At 72.9% G+C, this 18,020-nt stretch carries 15 protein-coding genes; 13 read left to right on the top strand and 2 right to left on the bottom strand.

The genetic code is table 11. The annotated features are described in order from the left end of the window. Positions 1-101 precede the first annotated feature (101 nt). From AB0B20_RS15600 to AB0B20_RS15565, 8 genes are all read left to right on the top strand, one after another. On the top strand, positions 102-1,727 hold the full coding sequence (locus tag AB0B20_RS15600; RefSeq protein ID WP_357471182.1) for an ABC transporter substrate-binding protein: 1,626 nt from the start codon (positions 102-104) through the stop codon (positions 1,725-1,727). A 102-nt stretch (positions 1,728-1,829) separates the two neighbouring features. Beyond that, the gene (locus AB0B20_RS15595; RefSeq protein WP_357471179.1) at positions 1,830-2,786 is read left to right on the top strand and encodes an ABC transporter permease; all 957 of its coding nucleotides are present in this window, start codon (positions 1,830-1,832) and stop codon (positions 2,784-2,786) included. Next, a complete protein-coding gene (locus AB0B20_RS15590; protein WP_357471176.1) occupies positions 2,786-4,744 on the top strand; it encodes a dipeptide/oligopeptide/nickel ABC transporter permease/ATP-binding protein in 1,959 nt (652 codons plus the stop codon). The genes AB0B20_RS15595 and AB0B20_RS15590 overlap by 1 nt, the downstream gene beginning before the upstream one ends. After that, positions 4,741-5,808: an ABC transporter ATP-binding protein gene (locus tag AB0B20_RS15585; protein WP_357471173.1), complete on the top strand. Its 1,068-nt coding sequence runs from the start codon at positions 4,741-4,743 to the stop codon at positions 5,806-5,808. Before AB0B20_RS15590 ends, AB0B20_RS15585 begins: the two co-directional genes overlap by 4 nt. Continuing rightward, the gene (locus AB0B20_RS15580) at positions 5,805-6,743 is read left to right on the top strand and encodes a dihydrodipicolinate synthase family protein (RefSeq protein WP_357471170.1); all 939 of its coding nucleotides are present in this window, start codon (positions 5,805-5,807) and stop codon (positions 6,741-6,743) included. The genes AB0B20_RS15585 and AB0B20_RS15580 overlap by 4 nt, the downstream gene beginning before the upstream one ends. Before the next feature lie 2 nt (positions 6,744-6,745). After that, positions 6,746-7,675, top strand: a complete 930-nt coding sequence (locus AB0B20_RS15575) for an ROK family protein (protein ID WP_357471167.1) — start codon at positions 6,746-6,748, stop codon at positions 7,673-7,675. Next, positions 7,672-8,361, top strand: a complete 690-nt coding sequence (locus AB0B20_RS15570; RefSeq protein ID WP_357471164.1) for an N-acetylmannosamine-6-phosphate 2-epimerase — start codon at positions 7,672-7,674, stop codon at positions 8,359-8,361. Before AB0B20_RS15575 ends, AB0B20_RS15570 begins: the two co-directional genes overlap by 4 nt. Further along, entirely contained in the window at positions 8,352-9,323 is a 972-nt protein-coding gene (locus AB0B20_RS15565) for an acetylxylan esterase (RefSeq protein ID WP_357471161.1), read from the top strand. The genes AB0B20_RS15570 and AB0B20_RS15565 overlap by 10 nt, the downstream gene beginning before the upstream one ends. Here AB0B20_RS15565 and AB0B20_RS15560 read toward each other — a convergent pair. Next, positions 9,320-10,363, bottom strand: a complete 1,044-nt coding sequence (locus AB0B20_RS15560; RefSeq protein ID WP_357471158.1) for a polyprenyl synthetase family protein — start codon at positions 10,361-10,363, stop codon at positions 9,320-9,322. The genes AB0B20_RS15565 and AB0B20_RS15560 overlap by 4 nt on opposite strands. 7 nt (positions 10,364-10,370) lie before the next feature. After that, complete coding sequence (locus AB0B20_RS15555; RefSeq protein WP_357471155.1) at positions 10,371-10,781, bottom strand: hypothetical protein; 411 nt, start codon at positions 10,779-10,781, stop codon at positions 10,371-10,373. 162 nt (positions 10,782-10,943) lie between these two features. On the opposite strand from AB0B20_RS15555, the gene AB0B20_RS15550 reads away from it, so the two are divergent. From AB0B20_RS15550 to AB0B20_RS15530, 5 genes are all read left to right on the top strand, one after another. Then, positions 10,944-12,506 (top strand): phenylacetate--CoA ligase family protein, encoded by a 1,563-nt coding sequence (locus AB0B20_RS15550; protein ID WP_357384922.1) that lies wholly within the window; start codon positions 10,944-10,946, stop codon positions 12,504-12,506. A 3-nt stretch (positions 12,507-12,509) separates the two neighbouring features. After that, a complete protein-coding gene (locus AB0B20_RS15545) occupies positions 12,510-12,950 on the top strand; it encodes a DUF4188 domain-containing protein (protein WP_357471151.1) in 441 nt (146 codons plus the stop codon). After that, on the top strand, positions 12,947-14,029 hold the full coding sequence (locus AB0B20_RS15540; RefSeq protein WP_357471148.1) for a hypothetical protein: 1,083 nt from the start codon (positions 12,947-12,949) through the stop codon (positions 14,027-14,029). The genes AB0B20_RS15545 and AB0B20_RS15540 overlap by 4 nt, the downstream gene beginning before the upstream one ends. Positions 14,030-14,031: 2 nt before the next feature. After that, entirely contained in the window at positions 14,032-15,048 is a 1,017-nt protein-coding gene (locus AB0B20_RS15535; RefSeq protein ID WP_357471145.1) for a nitroreductase, read from the top strand. A 152-nt stretch (positions 15,049-15,200) separates the two neighbouring features. Beyond that, positions 15,201-18,011 carry a glycoside hydrolase N-terminal domain-containing protein gene (locus AB0B20_RS15530; RefSeq protein WP_357471140.1) on the top strand — a complete coding sequence of 937 codons (2,811 nt, stop codon included), beginning with the start codon at positions 15,201-15,203 and terminating at the stop codon, positions 18,009-18,011. The last annotated feature ends 9 nt before the right edge of the window (positions 18,012-18,020 follow it).

Genomic DNA, 18,020 nt, shown 5'->3' with positions numbered 1-18,020 from the left:
ACCCTACCGGCATCAGACGTCAGACGTCATACACCTTATGCTTCACATCCCCGAGCGCGAGCGGTCACGCGAGCGCATGAAGAGCCTATGGAGGCAGCTACGTGAGCACCACCGGTAAGCCGTCGAGGAGCCGGCGCGCCCTGCGCGGCCGCGTCCGCTCCCTGACCGTCGCCTCCCTCGCGGGCGGTCTCGCGGTCGCGCTGGCGGCCTGCAGCGGCGGTCCCGCCTCGACAAACGCCGTGGGCGACGGGAAGGGGGGCACGTCGATCGAGGCCACGCTGGCCTTCACGCTCTCCAGCGGTTTCGATCCCAGCAACGCCTCCTCGGCCGTGGCGACAGCGGTCAACCAGCACGTCTTCGAGGGCCTCGTCGACCTCGACCCGATCACGCGGGAACCCTACAACGCCCTGGCCAAGAGCGACCCGACCCCCGGGGCCGACGGCCGGACCTACACCGTGACGCTGCGCGACGGCGCGAAGTTCTCCGACGGCACCCCGGTCACCGCCGAGGACGTGGCCTGGTCCTTCACCCGCGTGCTCAAGCCCGCGGACCCGAAGGCGCCGCCGCTCATGCAGGGCTTCGTCTCCTTCATCGACACCGTCACCGCCAAGGACGCCTCGACCGTCGAGTTCACGCTGAAGTACCCGTTCGCGCTGTTCAGCGAGCGGATCGCGGTCATCAAGATCGTCCCCAAGGCGAAGACCGGTGACGCGGCCGCGGCCAAGGCGTTCGACACCGCGCCGATCGGCTCCGGCCCGTTCAAGGTGGACAGCGCGTCCAAGGAATCCGGCATCAAGCTGAGCAAGAACGCGAACTACAACGGCCCGCGCGCCGCCAAGGTCGAGACGATGACGTGGAACACCACCACCGAGGCGTCGGCCCGCGTGTCGGACCTCCAGGGCGGCCGGGTGCAGGCCATCGAGGCCGTGCCGTACCTGAACGTGGACTCGCTCAAGGACAAGTACACGATCGACGTGAAGCAGGCCTTCAACCAGGTCTTCCTCATGTTCAACAACTCCGCCGCGCCGTTCAGCGACAAGCGCGTACGCCAGGCCCTGCACTACGCCATCGACAAGGAGGCGGTCATCAAGACCGCGCTCAACGGCTACGGCAGCCCGGCGACCAGCTACCTCGACGAGGGCAACAAGGCCTACCAGAAGGCCGGCACCGTCTACGACTACAACCCGGACAAGGCCAAGGCCCTGCTCCAGGAGGCCGGCGTCACCAACCTGTCGTTCCGGCTCGACACCACCGACAGCTCGGTGGTCAAGGACGTCGCCCCGCTGGTCATCGAGCAGTGGAAGAAGATCGGCGTCACCGCCACGCTGAACACCGTGCCGTCCTCGGCCATCTACGGCGACATCGTGCCCAAGGACACCTTCCGGGTGCTCATGGCCACCGGTGACCCGAGCGTCTTCGGCGTCGACACCGACCTGCTGATGCGCTGGTACTACTTCGGCGAGACCTGGCCGGGCCAGCGTTACCGCTGGAGCGACGCCGACCGCAAGGCCATGGGCGACCTGCTGGACAAGGCCGCGCAGACCTCCGACGAGGCGGCCCGCAAGGTGCTGTGGAAGCAGGCCCTGGACATGGCGGCGGACCAGGTGCCGCTCTACCCGATCCTGCACACCAAGGTCGTCACCGCGTACGACCCGGCCAAGGTGGACGGCTTCTCCGGCGCCTCCACCACCGGCCTGTACTTCCTGGGCACCGGCCGGACCGGCTGAGCCCACGCGCGGGGTTCCGGCCCCGCAGACGTCCCGCCCGGCCCACGTGACCCGTGCGGCCGGGCGGGCGTCCCGGCGCCCCCGCCACGAGAAAGAGAATCCATGCTGACCGTCCTGAACCTGGTCGCACGACGATTCCTGACGCTGATCCCCCTGGTGCTGGGCATCACGCTCTTCGTCTTCGTGATCATGCAGTTCTCCCCGATCGACCCGGCGCTCTCAGTCCTCGGTGACCAGGCCACGCCGGCGCAGGTCGAGGCGTTCCGCGCCGCCAACGGCCTGAACGACCCGCTGCCGCTGCGCTACCTGCACTTCCTCGGCGACCTCGTCCGCGGCGACCTCGGCATGACGTTCCCGCCGTCGGTCCCGGTCGCCGAGAAGATCGCCATGGCGCTGCCGCTGACCATCCAACTCACCGCGCTCGGTGTCATCGGCGCGCTCGTCATCGCGCTGGCCCTCGGCATCCCGGCCGCCCTGTACCGGGACCGCTGGCCCGACCAGGTCATCCGGATCGTCTCCATGGCCGGCATCGCCACGCCCTCGTTCTGGCTCGCCCTGCTGTTCATCCAGGAGTTCTCGGTCCGCCGCCCGATCTTCCCGACCGGCGGCTACGTCAACCCCGCCGACTCGGTCGGCCTGTGGTTGCAGTCGCTGGCCATGCCGGCGCTGGCGCTCGCCGTACCGGTCGGCTGCTCGCTGGCCCGCATCGTCCGCACGTCGATGGTCGAGGAACTCGACAAGGACTACGTCCGCACCGCGATCGGCGCCGGACTGCCGCCGCGCGTGGTGATCGGCCGCAACGTGCTGCGCAACGCGCTTGTCAACCCGCTCACCGCGCTCGGCCTGCGGATCGGCTACCTCATCGGCGGCACCGTCGTCATCGAGGCCATCTTCTCGCTACCAGGCATGGGCACCCAGATCATGAGCGCCGTCCAGCAGAACGACACCGCGCTCGCCCAGGGCACCGTCCTGACCATCGCCCTCTGCTTCGTCCTGGTGAACCTGGTCGTCGACATCCTCTACCTCTTCGCCAACCCCCGACTGCGCGGAGGCCACTGATGCGCCGCTCCCTCGCCACGCGGCTGTCCCGCCCCGGCATGGCCTTCGCCCGGCTCGGTCTCGCGGCCCGGTTCGCGCTCGGCTTCGTCGCGCTCATCGTCGTGGTCGGCGTGCTCGCCCCGCTGCTGCTGCGCCACGACCCCACCCAGACCGGGCTCGGACCGGCGCTGACCGGCCCGAACGGCGACTTCTGGTTCGGTCTGGACAAGCTCGGCCGCGATGTCTTCTCCCGGCTGGTCGCCGGCACCCGGCGCTCGCTGATCGTCGGCTTCGGCGCGGCCGGCATCGCGCTGGTGCTCGGCGCGATCCTCGGCGCGATCGCCGGCAGCAGCCGCACCGTGGTCGACGAGATCATCATGCGCTGCCTCGACGTGGTCATGGCCTTCCCCACGATCGTGCTCTCCGCGCTGCTGATCATCTCGTTCGGCAAGAACAGCCTGCTGGTCCTCGTCATCGCGATCGGCTTCGTGTTCACCCCGTCGGTCGCGCGCATCGTCCGCGCCAACGTGCTGTCCCAGTACGGCGAGGACTACGTGGCCGCCGAGCGGATCATCGGCGCCCGGCGACCGCACATCCTCTGGCGGCACGTCCTGCGCAACTGCGCCGCCCCGATCCTCGTCTTCGTCACCGTCATGGTGGCCGACGCGATCGTCTTCGAGGCGTCGCTGTCCTTCATCGGCGGCGGCCTCGCCCCGCAGGAGGCGGCCTCCTCGTGGGGCTCGGTGATCGCGTTCGGCAAGGAGATGGTGCAGATCGGCGGCTGGTGGGCCACGTTCTTCCCCGGCCTGCTGATCCTGCTCACCGTGCTGGCGCTCAACGTGCTCTCCGAGGGCATGTCCGACGCGTGGGCCGCCCCGGCGGCGCGCCGCGCCGCGTCCACCACCAGCGGTGACGCGCTGGAGCAGGCGAAGCCCGGCACCGGCGAGGTGGTCGAGCTGCCAGGTCTCGCCGAGGCGGCACAGCGGCTGCGCGAGCGCGCCCGCCCGCTGCCGCGGGGCAAGCCGGTCCTTCAGGTCAGCGACCTGTCCATCGGCTTCGCCGGCCGCCACCGCGGCGTGGACATCGTCGACGGGCTCTCCTTCGACGTCCGCCCCGGCGAGGTCGTCGGCCTGGTGGGGGAGTCCGGCTCCGGCAAGTCGCTCAGCGTCCTGGCCGTGATGGGCCTGCTGCCCCAGGGCGCCCGGGTACGTGGCGAGATCCGCTTCCAGGACACGGACCTGCTGAAGCTGAACGCCAGGGGCCGCCGTGCCCTGATGGGCCGCGAGATCGCCATGGTCTACCAGGACGCGCTGTCGGCGCTGAACCCGGCGCTGCGCGTCGGCGCCCAGCTCGCCCAGATGATCCGCCGCGGCGGCACCCGCTCGGCCGAGGAGCTGATGCGGTTGGTCGGGCTGGACCCGCGGCGCACGCTCGCCGCGTACCCGCACGAGCTGTCCGGCGGGCAGCGCCAGCGCGTGGTGATCGCCATGGCGCTGTCCCGCGACCCGAAGCTGATCATCGCGGACGAGCCGACCACCGCGCTCGACGTCACGGTGCAGGCCCAGGTGATGAAGCTGCTGCTGGATCTGCGCGAGCGGCTCGGCTTCGCCCTCATCCTGGTCAGCCACGATCTGGCCCTGGTCAGCGACGTCTGCGACCGGGTCGTGGTGATGTACGGCGGGCAGATCGTGGAGACCGGCGTGACCGCCGACGTGATGGAGGCACCCGCCCACCACTACGCCCGCGGGCTGCTCGGTTCCGTCCTGTCCCTGGAGACCGGCGCGGAACGGCTCACCCAGATCCGCGGCGTGGTGCCGTCACCCGCCGACTTCCCGAAGGGCTGCCGGTTCTCCGACCGCTGTCCGATGGCGACCGAGATCTGCCGGGACACCGCGCCCGCCCTGGAGGGCACGGACGGCCACGGGTACGCCTGCCACCACCCCGCCGTCACCGTCAGCGAGAAGGAGCCGGCCCGATGAGCGCCACCGCCGAGCACCGGCCGATCGCCGAACTGAGCGGCGTGCACGTGGTGCACGCCGCGCGCGGCGGCGGCATGTTCAGCCGGGAGAAGGTCTACGCGCTCACCGGCGCCGACCTGGTCATCCGGGCCGGTGAGACGGTCGGCATCGTGGGCGAGTCCGGCTGCGGCAAGTCCACGCTCGCCAAGGTGCTCGTCGGCCTGCAACGGCCGACCGCCGGCACGGTCTCGTTCGCCGGCAAGGACGTGTGGTCGATGAGCGCCGCCGAGCGGCGCGAGCACATCGGCGCCGGCGTCGGCATGATCTTCCAGGATCCGGCCACGTCGCTGAACCGGCGGATGCCGGTACGCGACATCCTGCGCGACCCGCTCGACGTGCACCGCCGGGGCACCCGCCAGCAGCGCGAGCAGCGCGTGACCGAGCTGATGGCGCTGGTGGGCCTGCCCCGCTCGGTCGCCGACGTGCTGCCCAGCCAGCTCTCCGGCGGCCAGCGCCAGCGGGTGTCCATCGCCCGCGCGCTGGCCCTGGAACCGGGGCTGGTCATCGCCGACGAGCCGACAAGCGCGCTCGACGTGTCGGTACGCGCCCAGATCCTCAACCTGCTGCTTGACCTCAAGGACCGGCTCGGGCTGGCCATGGTGCTGGTGTCGCACGACATCCAGACCGTCAAGCGGGTCAGCGACCGGGTGGTCACCATGTACCTCGGCCGCATCGTCGAGCAGACCCCCGCCGACCTGCTGCCCGAGGGCGGCCGGCATCCGTACACCCGGGCCTTGTTCTCGGCCACGCCGGGCCTGCTCTCACCGATCGAGCCGATCCCGCTGGTCGGCCCGGTCCCGTCGGCGACCCGGCCGCCGAGCGGCTGCCCGTTCCGGACCCGCTGCTGGGCCGCCACCGAGGGCTGCGCCGTGGACATGCCGGCTCCCCGCCCCGCCGAGGGCGAGGGCCACGAGTTCCGCTGTCACCACCCCGTGCCCGCCGGCACCGCGAACACCGAACTGGTCGCGCTCGCCACCTCGGCGACCGGCCGCACCACATCTGAGTCTGTCGAGGAGAACCTGTGACCACCCCAGCCCCGCGGTTCGCCGGAGTCGTGCCGCCGGCCGTGACCCCCCTGACCGAGGAGGGCGAGGTCGACGTCCGCTCCCTGGAACGGCTGGTCGAGTGGCTGCTCGACGCCGGTGTCGACGGCATCTTCGCCCTCGGCAGCTCCGGCGAGACGGTCTTCCTCACCGACCGGCAGCGGGACCTGGCACTGGAGACCATCGTGAAGACCGCCGGCGGTGCCGTGCCGGTCATCGCCGGCTGCATCGAACCCACCACCCGCCGGGTCGTGGAGCGGGCCGAGGCGTCTACCCGCCTCGGCGCGGACGGCCTGGTCGTGACCGCGCCGTTCTACGCCATCGTCGGCCCGCACGAGATCGAGCGGCACTTCCGCGCGGTCGCCGCGGCGGTCGAGCTTCCCCTGCTGGCGTACGACATCCCGGTCTGCGTGCACAGCAAGCTCTCCGTCGACCTGCTGACCCGGCTCGCCGCCGACGGCGTGCTGGCCGGCGTCAAGGACTCCAGCGGCGACGACGTCGCGTTCCGCCAGCTGGCGCTGGCCGTCGCCGAGCACGCACCGGAACGGGACTTCAGCCTGCTCACCGGCCACGAGGTGGTGGTCGACGCGATGATGCTCGCGGGCGGCTCCGGCTCGGTGCCCGGACTGGGCAACGTGGACCCGGCCGGGTACGTGCGGCTGCACCGCGCCTGTGTGGCCGGCGACTGGGCCGCCGCCCGCCGGGAGCAGGACCGGCTGACCCGGCTGTTCCGCATCGTCGACGCCGCCGACCCGGCCACCTCGGCGGGCGCGACCCGGGGCGTCGGCGCGTTCAAGACCGCGCTGTCCCTGCTCGGCGTCATCGCCGGCAACGCGGTGTCGCTGCCGCTGCGGCCGCTGGACGCCGCCGAGACGGGCCGCGTGCGTACCCAGCTGGAACTGGCCGGGCTGCTCTGACCATGCCCGAGGTGAGCACGACCGGTCTGGTCGCCGCGCTCGACATCGGCGGCACCAAGACCACAGCCGCCCTGGTCACGGCAGGGGGAGAGGTCGTCGGCCGGCACACCGCGCCGACACCCGGTCGCGCCGGCGCCGCAGCGGTGCTCGACACCGCCGCCGGTCTGGTCGAGAAGCTGCGGGCGGACGCGCCGGGTGTCGTACTGGCGCTCGGCGTCGGCAGCGCCGGAGTCATCGACAGCGGCTCCGGCCTGGTGCTGTCCGCCACCGACGTGCTAGCCGGGTGGACCGGCACGGACCTGCGCGGCGACCTGAGCCGGCGCCTGGGCGTGCCGGTCACCGTGGTCAACGACGTGCACGCCCACGCGCTGGGCGAGGCGCGTCACGGCGTCGCGGCCGGGTACGACACGGTGCTCTACGTCGCCGTCGGCACCGGTGTCGGCGCGTCGTTCGTCCTCGGCGGCACCGTGCTCGCCGGTGCGCACAGCGCTGCCGGGCACGCCGGGCACCAGCCGTCGCCGTACGCCGGATCGCTGCCCTGCACCTGTGGCGGGCGCGGGCACCTGGAGGCGATCGCCGCCGGGCCGGCGCTCGCCGCCGAGTACGTCCGGCGTACCGGCCGTCCGGTGGCCGACCTGCGGGCCGTCGCCGCGCTCGCCGCGGACGGCGACGAGACCGCCCGCGAGGTCGTCCGGCTCGGCGGCGCCGCCGTCGGGTCCGCCGTCGGCGGCCTGGTGAACGTGCTCGACCCCGCCGCAGTGGTGATCGGCGGCGGCGTCATCGGCCTCGGCGAGCCGTGGTGGCGGGCGCTGCGCGACGCGGTACCCGCCGAGACGCTGCCCGCCCTGGCCGCAGTGCCCCTCCTCGCCTCCACCCTCGGCCCCGACGCGCCGCTGCTCGGTGCCGCCTCGCTCGCCTGGAAGGTCTCATGAACGCGCTCGTCGACCAGCTCCGTGACCGCCTGGTGGTCTCCTGCCAGGCGTACCCGGGTGAGCCGATGCGCGACCCGGACACCATGCGCCGGGTCGCGCTCGCCACCGCCCGGGGCGGGGCCGCTGGTATCCGCGCCCAGGGCCTGGCGGACATCGCCGCCATCCGCGCGGCGGTGGACCTGCCGCTGATCGGGCTCTGGAAGGACGGCGACGACGCCGTCTTCATCACCCCGACGCTGGAGCACGCGCTCGCCGTCGCCGACGCCGGCGCGCACGTCGTCGCGCTCGACGGCACGTCCCGGCCCCGGCCCGACGGCCGGACCCTCGCCGAGACGATCGCCGCCGTGCACGAGCGCACCGGCGCGCTGGTGATGGCCGACTGCTCCACGCTGGACGAGGGCATCGCCGCCGCCGCTGCCGGCGCCGACCTGGTCGGCACCACGCTCGCCGGGTACACCGCGTACACCACAAAGGGCGACGGGCCGGACCTGGACCTGGTCGCCCGGCTCGCCGCCGCGGTCGACGTACCGGTGGTCGCCGAGGGACGCATCCACACGCCGGAGCAGGCCGCGCGGGCGCTGCGGGCGGGCGCGTGGACGGTGGTCGTCGGCACCGCCATCACCCACCCGAGCACCATCACCGGTTGGTTCGCCGCCGCCGTACGGGAGGCCGCGTCGTGCCGCTGACCGACCTCGACCTGGCCGGCTGCCTCGCGTACCGGCCGGAGCTGGACGTGCCGGCGGACCTGGACGCGTTCTGGGCGCGCACGCTCGACGGCGGCGGCGACCCGGAGGCGGCGGTCTACGAACCGGTCGACACCGGGCTGACCCAGATCCGGACGTACGCCGCCACGATCCCCGGTTTCGGCGGCGAGCCGGTACGCGGATGGCTGCACCTGCCCGCCGGTGCCGACGGGCCGCTGCCCTGCGTGGTCGAGTACCTCGGCTACGGCCGGGGCCGGGGTCTGGCGCACGAGAAGCTGTTCTGGGCGGCGGCCGGCTTCGCGCACCTGATCATGGACAGCCGGGGCCAGGGATGGAGCGCCGCCATCGGCGGTACCCCCGATCCGCACCCCTACCCGGCCGGCACCGTGCCCGGCTTCCTCACCCGGGGGGTCGCCGACCCGGCGGAGCACTACTACCGGCGGCTGATCACCGACGCGGTGCGCTTCGCCGAGGCCGCCCGGCGGCACCCGGCCGTCGATCCCGCGCGGGTGGCGGTGACCGGCTTCAGCCAGGGCGGCGGCCTGGCCCTGGCGGTGGGCGCGCTGAGCCCGGACGTCGTGGCGGTCCTGCCGGACGTGCCGTTCCTGTGCGACATCCGCCGGGGCGTGCGCGTCGCCGGGCCGGACAGCCCGTACGCCGAGATCGTGGACTACCTAGCGCTGCACCGCGACCGCGCCGACCAGGTGTTCCGCACCCTGTCCTACCTGGACGCCGCAGTGCTCGCGCCGCGCGCCACCGCGCCGGCGCTGTTCTCGATCGCACTGCGGGACCAGGTCTGCCCGCCGTCCACCTGCTTCGCCGCCTACCACCGCTACGGCGGCGAGAAGGACGTGCGGGTGTACGAGTTCAACGACCACGAGGGCGGCGAGGCCGCACACCAGCGCGAACAGCTCACCTGGCTGCGCGGGATCCTGGGTGCCTAGCTGACGCGTTCCACCACGTAGTCGGTCAGCTCCAGCAGGAAGCGGCCGTCCTCGGTGTCGGCCGCGGCGCCCAGCGCCCGCTCACCCGCACGCCGGGCGGCGAGCGCGAGTTCCCGGGCGCTGCGCCGCGCCGACTCCACGCAGTCGTACGCGAGCAGCCGCCCGTGCAGCCAGCGCACCTCGGCGTCGGTGCGCTCCGCGCGAGTCCGGCTCAGCAGCCGCACGAGCCGTTCGCGTTCCTCCGGTGTGCACCGCCGCATGAAGTCGATCAGGATCAGCGTGCGCTTGCCCTCCCACAGGTCACCCGCGATCTCCTTGCCGTACCGGGCGTAGTCGCCGGTGAGGTTGAGCGCGTCGTCCTGGATCTGGAACGCCGCACCCAGATACCAGCCGTACCGGTCGAGCACGTCGACGGCGTTCTCCCGGCCGGTCGCCACGAGGACGCCGGTGCGGCACGGGTAGATGCACGTGTACCAGGAGGTCTTCTTCAGGCACATCCGGTAGTAGTCGTCGGCGTCCAGGTCGCACACGTTGTCGCGGATCCAGCCGATCTCGATGGCCTGCCCCTCCAGCGAGTGGCGCATCATCAGCTCGGTCTCGGTGAACAGCCGCCAGGCGATCCCGGAGCCGAGTGCCGACCGGTTAGCGGCCAGCCGCCGCAACGCCAGCAGGTTCGTCATGTTGCCGACGTTCAGTGCCACGCCGACGCCGTACTCGGCGTGCAGCGTCCGCCCGCCGCGCCGCTGTTCGCTTTCGTCCTGGATGTCGTCGTGGATGAGGAACGCGTTGTGGAACAGCTCCACCGTCACGGCGGCGTTGAGGCCCACCGCGTCGCCGCCGCCGAACGCCCGGCACGTCGCCAGGCACAGCGCGGCGCGCAGCCCCTTGCCCCAGCGCCGCGGGTACTCCGCGACCAGGTCGTAGAGGTAACGCGGGCCGCCGTCGGGCACGTCGTCGAGCAGCGCGCCGAGGGCGAGCCCGCGATAGCGCTCCAGCATCCGTTCCACGTGCCCGCCGGCCACCCCGGCGGTCGGCGCCATCGCGCGGCTACCGGCCCGCCGGCCGCTTCGGGGCCGGCGACGCGAGCCGGTCCGCGAGCCCGTTCGCGACCTCGGGGGCCAGCCGCGCCAGATTGAGTACGGTGTCCAGCGCGTCGTGCGCGTCCGAGGTGTACCGCCGGATCACCTCGCCGCGCTGGTCGTCGGCCATCTTCAACTGCCCGACCACAGTGTCGATGAGGGCGTGCCCGTCGGTGCGGACCCGCGCGACCAGTTCGTCGAACGCCTCCGGGTCGACCCGGCGGCTCTCGGTCAGCTTCTCCTCGAGCCGCCGTGCGCCGGCCAGCCCCGCCGCGAGTTCCTCCTCCAGCACCGTGGCCGCGTGGGTCACGGTCTCCGAGGTCTCCTCGGCCACCTTCTCGAAGCGCTCGTTCGTGCGCTCACGCTTGCCGTCTGTCATGGGCGAAGTGTCACCGGACCAGGGACGACACACCAGGCGAGTGTCGCCATGGTGACTGAGCGTGGCCAGCCCGGGCAGCCTTCGCGACTGGGTACGGGTACTCAGCGCGGTACCGTCTCGTCGCTCATGTGCCGGCGTTGCGGCGTCGACAGGATGCTTGTCATGGCCGAGACGCTGCACCGACACGCCGCCTTGCGTACCGTCGACACGCCGCTGCCCGCCGAGGCCGCGCTGGCCCCCGCCGGCCGCGCGGTCGCCGCGCTGGCCCGGCTCGTCGCCCACCACCCGGCCGGCTGGCGCTGGCTGGCCCGGCGCCACCACCCGGTCCTCGATCGGCTCGCCGCCGCGAACGCGCGGTCGACCTGCGTGCGCGCCGCCCGGCGGGTGCCCGCGTACCAGGCGTTCCTGCGGGCCCGCCCCGGCGGCCTGCGCCGGCGGCTGCGGGACTTCCCGGAGACCGACAAGCGCGGGTACGTGATGGCGTACGACGCCTCCGCCCGGTGCCGGGACGGGCGGATGCCGGAGCGGGGCGTGGTGGTCGACGAGTCGGCCGGCTCGTCCGGGCGGCCGTTCAACTGGCCGCGTGGCGAGCGGGAGCTGCGGGGGGTGCACCGGGACATCGCCGGCTACACCGGGCTGGCGTTCCCGATGCGTCGCCCGTTCGTCATCAACGCGTACTCGATGGGCGCCTGGGCGACCGGCACCACCACCGGCGCGGCGATGGCCCGGATCGCGACGGTGAAGAACACCGGCCCGGACCTCGGGAAGATCGTCGACACGCTGCGCGAGTTCGGCCCCGGCCACGACTACCTGGTGACCGCGTACCCGCCGTTCCTCAAGCACCTGCGGGACCGGCTCGACGCGGAGGACTTTCCGTGGTCGCGGTACCGGATCTTCGCCAGTTGCGGCGGCGAGGGCATGACCGAGGCGCTGCGCGACTACCTGGAGCAGCGGTTCGTGCGGGTGCGGTCGGCGTACGGTGCGTCGGACCTGACCATCGGCATCGGTGCGGAGACCCGGTTCACGGTCTGGCTGCGGCGGCGGCTGCGCACCGACGCGGGGCTGCGCGCGGAACTGCTCGGGCGCGGCGAGCAGCGGCTGCCGATGGTGTTCCAGTACAACCCGTTCGCCACCTACCTGGAGACCAACGAGCGGCGGGAACTGCTCTGCACGGTGACGAGCCCGCACGTGCTCCAGCCGCGGCTGCGCTACAACGTCGGCGACGAGGCGCTGCTCGTGCCGTACCGGCGGATCGTCGAGCTGGCCCACGCCGACCCGGTGCGCCGCGCCGAGTTCCGTACCGCCGCGGCCGAGGAGCGGATGACGCTGCCGCTGCTGCTGCTGTTCGGCCGCAGCGACTCCACGGTGTCCTACCTGGGCGCGAACCTCTATCCGCAGGACGTCGAGTACGGCCTGTACACCGGGAACCCGTACGCCGCCGAGATCAACAGGTTCTGCCTGACGCTGCACGAGGACGCGGCGCTGGAGACCCGGCCGGTGATCCACGTCGAGCTGCGCCGCCCGCTGGACACCGCGGCCCGCGCGGCGCTCGCCGACGCCTGCCGCGACGGGGTACGCGCGCACCTGACCTCGGTGTCGCGGGACTTCGCGCAGTCCCTGGTGGAGGACCCGACCGCCGGTGACCTGCGGGTGGAGCTGCACGAACCGGACGGCGGCCCGTTCGCCGCCATGCAGAAGATCAAGAACGTCTACCTGGTGAGGTGAACGATGCGTACCCGTGACTTCTCCCGCGCCCCGGCCCAGGCCCGCGCCGGCGCCATGTTCATCGGCGGCACCCGGTACGCGAACCCGCTGGTGCTGCTGCGCCTGGCACCCGACTGGATCCGGATGGTGCGCGACATGCGCCGGATGTCCGGCTACTGCTGGCACACCGTCTACTGGCAGTTCCCGCTGACGCTCGGCACGATCGCGTTCTTCACCGACCGGGACGCGCTGCTGCGCTTCGCCCGGACGCGGCACCACCGCAAGCTGATGATGTGGCTGACCGACGGCACCCGTAACGCCACCGCCGGGTTCATCCGGCTCTACACCGCGTCCCCGGACGGCTACTCCAACGGCGCGTGGCGGGCCGAGGACGGCGCGATGGGCCACATCGAGCGGTTCACGCCGCTGGGCGCGGAGACGACCGGGCCGGCGGTGCGCCGGTGACCGGCCACCGGTTCGAGCGCGTGACCGGCCGGCGCGGCCTGCGCGACTTCCTCGCCCTCACCGACCGGCTGTACGCGGACGAGCCCCGGTACGTGCCGACGCCCCGGCAGCAGATCCGCCGGTGGTGGCGCGACGGCGTGCCGATGTACGTGCTGCGCGACGCCACCGGCGCCGTGGCCGGGCGGACCACGCTGCACACCGACGCCGACCTCGACGCCAAGCTGGGCCGCCGGTGCCAGCTGTTCGGGCTCACCGAGTTCACCGAGCCCGCCGCCCGGCCGCTGTTCGACGCGATCACCGCGCACGCCACACCCGGCCGGGACCTGCTGTTCGGGCCGGTGGCGCTGCTGCCCAACCAGGCCGGCGGCGTGATCACCGCCGGGTACGCCGACCGGGGTTTCGTGGACAGCGCGTGGAACCCGCCGTACTACCCGGACGCGTACGAGGAGAACGGGTTCACCGGGCGGTTCGTCTCCGACACCTGGATCTGCCCGGTCCCGCCGCCGGCCGGGCCGCCGCCCGCGCTCGGCGTGCAGCCCGACGGCTCCCGGCTGGAACTGCACCGGGGGAACACCCGGCGGCTCGACGAACAGCTCGACCTGCTGCGCGGGATGCTCAACGACTCCTTCGCCCAGCTCGGCTACTACACGCCGATCTCGGCGGCCCAGCTGCGGCGGCAGACCGACGGCCTGGCGTACCTGCTGGACGAGTCCCTGCTGCTCTACCTGACCCGCGACGGGCGCCCGGTGGCGTTCGTGCTCTGCGTGCCGGACATCAGCGACTTCCTGGTCGCGGTGCGCGGCGACCTGAACCCGGTCAACCAGCTGCGGCTGCTTGCGACCCGCCGCCGCTACCGCCGGGAGGCGGTGCTGATCGTCAAGGGCGTGGTGCCGGAGTTCCAGGGGCGCGGCTATCAGCGGCTGCTCTCCGCACACCTGCACCACAACCTGCACGACGGCGGCTACGCGGCGCTGCGCAGCACGTACGTCGGGCGGGACAACCCGGCCTCGGCCGCCCAGTACCGGCGCCTCGGCGGGCGCCCGCTGCACGGCTACACGTTCTACGCCAAGGAGCGGTGACCATGGACCTCGCCGCGTTCCGCGCGCTGGAGCCGCTGTGCTGGCGGGCCCCGAGCGCACACAACACCCAGCCGTGGCGGCTGCGCTACGAGCACTGGGCGATCACCGTCGGCTGGGACCCGGCCGACGCGCTGCCCGCCGGCGACCCGGCCGGGCGGGACCTGCGGCTGTCACTGGGCGCCTTCGTGGAGACCTGCCTGATCGTCGCCGCCGACGCGGGGCTGCGGCTGGACTGGGCCGCCGACCACGACGAGTCCGAGCGGCGGGTGGGGCGGCTGCGACCGGCACGGCAGCCGTACCGGACGCCGTTCCGCACCGCCGACGTGCGGGACCGGCGTACCCACCGGGGCCGGTTCACCGGCGGCCCGGACGCCGACCTGGTCGCCGCCGTGGACGCGGTCGCCCGCCGGGCCGGTGGCGCGGTCCGCGCGGTGCCGGCGGCCGGGCGGCTGCGCGCGTTGCTGCGCACTGCGGACCGGCAGGTGTACGCCGACCCGGCGGTGGTCGCGGAGCTGCGCCGCTGGCTGCGCCTGGACCGGTCGGGCCCGCGCTACCGGGCCGACGGGCTCAGTGACAGGTGCCTCGGGCTGGGCCGGGCCACGGCCACCGGGCTGCGGGCGGCGCTCGCGGCGTACCCGGCGTTGCGCCCGCTGGGGCTGCCCCGGTTGCTCGCCGCCGCGGGCGGTGATCCGCTGGCGCAGGGCGGCGGGGTGCTGGCGCTCGTCGCGCCGCCCGGTCTGGACGCGGCCGGGCAGGTCGAGTTCGGACGGGTGCTGATGCGGATGTGGCTGACGCTGCACACGGCCGGGCTGGCCGCCCACCCGCTCAGTCAGCTCGTCGACGTGGCCGCCACCCGGGACGCGCTCGGCACACTGCTGGACGTGGCGCCGGAGCGGATCGTGCACGTGGCCCGGGTGGGCCGGCCGGCCGGCCCCGCGCCCCGGTCGGCCCGGCGAGTGGAGCGCGGATCGGATCTGTTAGCGGTAACACCCCTTGACGCGGTGTTACTCCATACATGAGAGTCCATGGTGGCTGATGTGTCGCCCGGTCGGGAGCCCTGGGCGCGTAGTGGCAGGAATGCGGCGTCCGGGTGCGCGCGTGTGTGCTGTTAGCGATAACAGCGCCGCCGCGCACCCGGGCCCATCTCTGATCTGCGCGGTTGGGAGCAACCATGTCCGAAGTGACACGACGAAACATCATCAAGGCCACGGCGGCGGGTGCCGGTGCCGCGCTGGTGCCGGCCGCTTGGAGCGCGACCGCGCGCGCCGGCTCGGCGGCGCCACCACAGGTGCTGGCCGCGAACGACCTGGCGCTCTGGTACGACGAACCGGCCGGCACCGACTGGCTGCGCGCCCTGCCGATCGGCAACGGGCGGCTCGGCGCGATGGTGTTCGGCAACGTCGACACCGAACGGCTCCAGCTCAACGAGGACACCGTCTGGGCCGGCGGCCCGTACGACTCGGCGAACACCCGGGGCGCGGCCAGCCTGGCCGAGATCCGCCGCCGCGTCTTCGCTGACCAGTGGACCTCTGCACAGGATCTGATCAACCAGACCATGATGGGCAGCCCGGGTGGGCAGCTCGCCTACCAGACCGTCGGGGACCTGCGGCTCGCCTTCGGCTCGGCGAGCGGGGCGACGCAGTACAACCGGACCCTCGACCTCACCACCGCCACCGTCACCACCACCTACGTCCAGGGCGGCGTACGGCACCAGCGGGAGGTGTTCGCCAGCGCGCCCGACCAGGTGATCGTGCTCCGGCTGACCGCCGACCGGGCGAACGCGATCACCTTCTCCGCCACCTTCGACAGCCCGCAGCGGACCACAGCGTCCAGCCCGGACGGCGCGACCATCGCCCTCGACGGCATCTCCGGCTCGATGGAGGGGGTGAACGGCTCGGTGCGCTTCCTCGCGCTGGCCAACGCCGCCGTCACCGGAGGCACGGTCAGCAGCTCCGGCGGCACGCTGCGGGTGTCCGGCGCCACCAGCGTGACGGTGCTGATCTCGATCGGGTCCAGCTACGTCAACTACCGCACCGTCAACGGCGACTACCAGGGCATCGCCCGCAACCGGCTGAACGCGGCAAAGGGCGTCGACGTCGACCAGCTCCGCACCCGCCACCGCGCCGACTACCAGGCGCTGTTCAACCGGGTCACCATCGACCTGGGCCGCACGGCCGCCGCCGACCAGCCGACCGACGTGCGGATCGCGCAGCACGCGAGCACCGACGACCCGCAGTTCGCCGCGCTGCTGTTCCAGTTCGGGCGGTACCTGCTGATCTCCTCGTCGCGGCCGGGCACCCAGCCGGCGAACCTCCAGGGCATCTGGAACGACTCGCTGACGCCGTCCTGGGACTCGAAGTACACGGTCAACGCCAACCTGCCGATGAACTACTGGCCGGCCGACACCACGAACCTGTCCGAGTGCTTCCTGCCGGTCTTCGACATGGTCAAGGACCTCACCGTCACCGGCGCGCGGGTCGCCCAGGCGCAGTACGGCGCCGGCGGCTGGGTCACCCACCACAACACCGACGCCTGGCGGGGCGCGTCGGTGGTGGACGGCGCGTTCTGGGGCATGTGGCAGACCGGCGGGGCCTGGCTCAGCACGCTCATCTGGGACCACTACCTGTTCACCGGCGACAGCGGATTCCTCCAGGCCAACTACCCGGCACTGAAGGGCGCCGCCCAGTTCTTCCTCGACACCCTGGTCGCCCACCCCACGCTCGGCTACCTGGTGACGAACCCGTCGAACTCGCCGGAACTGGCGCACCACGCGAACGCCAGCGTCTGCGCGGGGCCCACGATGGACAACCAGATCCTGCGCGACCTGTTCGACGCGGCGGCGCGGGCCAGCGAGGTGCTCGGCGTCGACGCCACGTTCCGGTCCCAGGTGCGTACAGCAAAGGACCGGCTGCCGCCGAGCCGCGTCGGCTCCCGGGGCAACGTGCAGGAGTGGCTGGCCGACTGGGTCGAGACCGAGCGCACCCACCGGCACGTCTCCCACCTGTACGGGCTGCATCCCAGCAACCAGATCACCAAGCGGGGCACCCCGGCGCTGTACGAGGCCGCCCGCAGGACGCTGGAGCTGCGCGGCGACGACGGGACCGGCTGGTCCCTCGCCTGGAAGATCAATTTCTGGGCCCGGCTGGAGGACGGCGCCCGCGCCCACAAGCTCCTGCGTGACCTGGTCCGCACCGACCGGCTCGCGCCGAACATGTTCGACCTGCACCCGCCGTTCCAGATCGACGGCAACTTCGGCGCCACCTCCGGCATCGCCGAGATGCTGCTGCACAGCCACACCGGCGAGCTGCACCTGCTGCCCGCGCTGCCGACCGCCTGGCCCGCCGGGCGGGTCGCGGGCCTGCGCGGCCGGGGCGGCTACACGGTGGCGCTGGCCTGGACGGTCGGCCAGGCCGACGAGATCACCGTCCGGGCCGACCGTGACGGCACGCTGCGACTGCGGTCCCGGCTGTTCACCGGGAGCTTCACCCTCGCCGACGTCACCGACGGCAGCACACCGGCCACCACCCGCCCGGAGTCCGACGTCGTCGCGCTCACCGTCCGCGCCGGCCACACCTACCGCGCGGCCCGGCCGGGCGTGACACCCTCGCCGACGGTGACAGCGACGCCGACCTCCACGCCGTCACCGACCCCGACGCCGACCACCAGTTCCCCGGCGCCGTCCGGCGCGCGTGCCACGTACTCGATCACCGGCTCCTGGTCCGGCGGCTTCCAGGCCGAGGTCACGGTGACCGCCGGCACCACCGCGATCCGTGGCTGGACGGTGTCCTGGACGTTCCCGAACGGTCAGGTCATCAACCAGATCTGGAGCGGCACGCACACCCAGAACGGCGCGAACGTGACGGTGCGCAACGTCGACTACAACGGCTCACTGCCGGCCGGCGGCTCCACCACGTTCGGCTTCATCGGCTCGGCGGGCGGCGCCAACAACCCGCCGACGAACATCACCTGCACGACCACCTGACCACCGCGC

Origin of the sequence: Micromonospora sp. NPDC049151, assembly GCF_040648395.1 — a bacterium.
Taxonomy (GTDB): Bacteria; Actinomycetota; Actinomycetes; order Mycobacteriales; family Micromonosporaceae; genus Micromonospora.
Note: the sequence above shows the minus strand (reverse complement) of the source record. Positions and strands in the feature narration are given on the sequence as shown.